At 66.4% G+C, this 2145-nt stretch carries 2 protein-coding genes; one reads left to right on the top strand and one right to left on the bottom strand.

Features of this window, described 5'->3' with window-relative positions:
- Positions 1-138 precede the first annotated feature (138 nt).
- Positions 139-1122 (bottom strand): LysR substrate-binding domain-containing protein, encoded by a 984-nt coding sequence (locus DBR23_RS03040; RefSeq protein WP_108497278.1) that lies wholly within the window; start codon positions 1120-1122, stop codon positions 139-141.
- 354 nt (positions 1123-1476) lie between these two features.
- Here DBR23_RS03040 and DBR23_RS03035 point away from each other — a divergent pair.
- A partial coding sequence (locus tag DBR23_RS03035) for an L-lactate permease (RefSeq protein ID WP_146191213.1) occupies positions 1477-2145 on the top strand: 669 nt, incomplete at its 3' end.

The raw sequence follows: 2145 nt of genomic DNA, 5'->3' as shown, positions 1-2145 counted from the left end.
GGGCCCATGGGGTGTCTCCTGGCGCGGTCGCCGTGTCGTTCATCGGGGTGATGGCGACTGTAGGGAGACGCAGGCCCGCCGTGCAGCGGGTTCAGGTCATGGGGGTATCACGGATCGTGATGGCTGCGGGGTGGCCGCTCAGGCGCTGGTGTCCTGCCCGCCGATCCATGTCGTGCCAAACCACTGGCCGCTCGTTACCAATTCGCGCACGCAATCCGTCAGCACCACGCGTGCGGCCAGCGCGGCGGGCGAGAGTTCTTCGTCGGGCAGGCTGCACAGCAGGTTGACGCGGCGCGCGGGCGCGTCGGTGAGGCGCGCGCACTGAAAGCGCTCGGCCGCATCCGGGTAGCGGCCCATGGCGGCCCAGGGCTGCACGGTGGAGCCCAGGCCCGCATCCACGGCGGCCATCACCATGGCAAGCGAGTCCACCTCCAGCACCACGTGGGGTGCCACGCGGTCGCGGGCAAAGGCGGTGTCCAGCGTGCTACGCAGGCCGTGTGGGCCGGTGGGCAGGATCAGCGGCTCTTGCACCAGCTCGGCGACGGTGATGGTTTCCGGCAGCTGCCGGCCACAGGGGTTGCCGGGACCGCTGCGGGCACAGATGAGGAACAGGTCTTCCTCCAGCAGCGGCGCCATGTCCCAGCGGCGCGCGCCCGTGGCCTGTTGCGCCTGGTGCAGGCGGGTGTCGAACAGCACGGCCAGGTCCAGCTCGCGCGCATGCAGCATGGCCGTGAGGTGTCCCGACATGCTCTCCACCATGTGCAGCCGCACGTCGGGGTAGCGTGTGCGCATGGCCTGCATCAGCGGCAGGCCCAGCACTCCCGATGTGGTGGGCGCCAGCCCCACGGTGACGGTGCCCGACAGCCGCGCCTGCTGCGCCGCGCGCACGGCCTGGTCCGCATGGCGCAGGGTGAGCTGCGCCTCGCGAAAGAACGCCAGCCCTGCCTCGGTGGGGGTCACGCCGCGCGGCGTGCGCTGCAGCAGGCGCGTGGACAGCTCGCTCTCCAGCCGCGTGATTTGCTGGCTGAGTGCGGACTGCACCACGTCCAGGTCCAGCGCGGCGCGGCTCATGGAGCCTTGCTCCACCACACGTACGAAATAGCGCAGTTGTCTCAGTTCCATAGCGCCCTTTTTGCCATGCGGAACTGTACCCCGGAGCGTCCGTTGCCCCTCCCGGGGGCGCGAATACACCGGTGCTGCCGCGCCGCCCTGACTCGTTGGCGACTGCGTGCTGAGCGCGCAACGCGCCACTTGCAGCAGGCTGACGCCGTTGCTCCGGGTAAACGCGCAGTCCGAGCCTCGGTGACCCGTCAATTCCCTATGGAGGCTGGGGACTTGAAATTAATTACACCGCCAGTGGACCGCATTTCAAGAGAGACACAGGCGCTTTCCCGAAGAATCCGCTGGCGAACCTGGCACTGGCGACTGCTGCGCCAGCATTTTTTCACTTCAACCCTTTCCGAACGGAGACAGGCCATGATCTGGCAACAAATCTACAACCCGGCGGGCAATATGGTTGCGTCCACCGCGCTGGCCGCGATCCCGGTGATCATCATGCTGGCCGCCCTGGGGTTCTTTCACATCAAGGCCCACATCGCTGCCGGCATGGGGCTCATCGCAGCGCTGGTGGTGGCCATATTCGCTTACGGCATGCCCGCCGAGATGGCGGGTCGCGCTGCCTTGTATGGCGGTTTTGTGGGGCTGCTGCCAATCGGCTGGATCGTGCTGAACATCATTTTCCTGCACCAGCTGACTGAGCAGAACGGTAGCTTCAAGGTGCTGCAGGACTCGCTGTCCAACATCACGGAAGACCGCCGCATCCAGCTGCTGCTGATCGCATTTTGCTTTGGCGCATTCTTTGAAGGGGCCGCCGGTTTTGGCACGCCCGTGGCAGTCACTGCCGCGATCCTGATCGGACTGGGGTTCTCGCCACTCGCTGCCTCGGGGCTGTCGTTGATCGCCAATACCGCCCCCGTTGCGTTTGGTGCACTGGGCACGCCAGTGATCACGCTGGCCAAGGTGCACGGCTACGACCTGATGGAGGTGACGGCCATGATCGGCCGCCAGCTGCCTTTCTTCTCGGTGCTGGTGCCGTTCTGGCTGATCTGGGCGTTTGCCGGGCGCAAGGCGATGTGGGAAATTTGG

Source organism: Acidovorax sp. HMWF018 (assembly GCF_003061035.1).
Lineage (GTDB): Bacteria > Pseudomonadota > Gammaproteobacteria > Burkholderiales > Burkholderiaceae_C > Acidovorax > Acidovorax delafieldii.
This window is presented reverse-complemented; position numbering and strand designations above follow the sequence as displayed.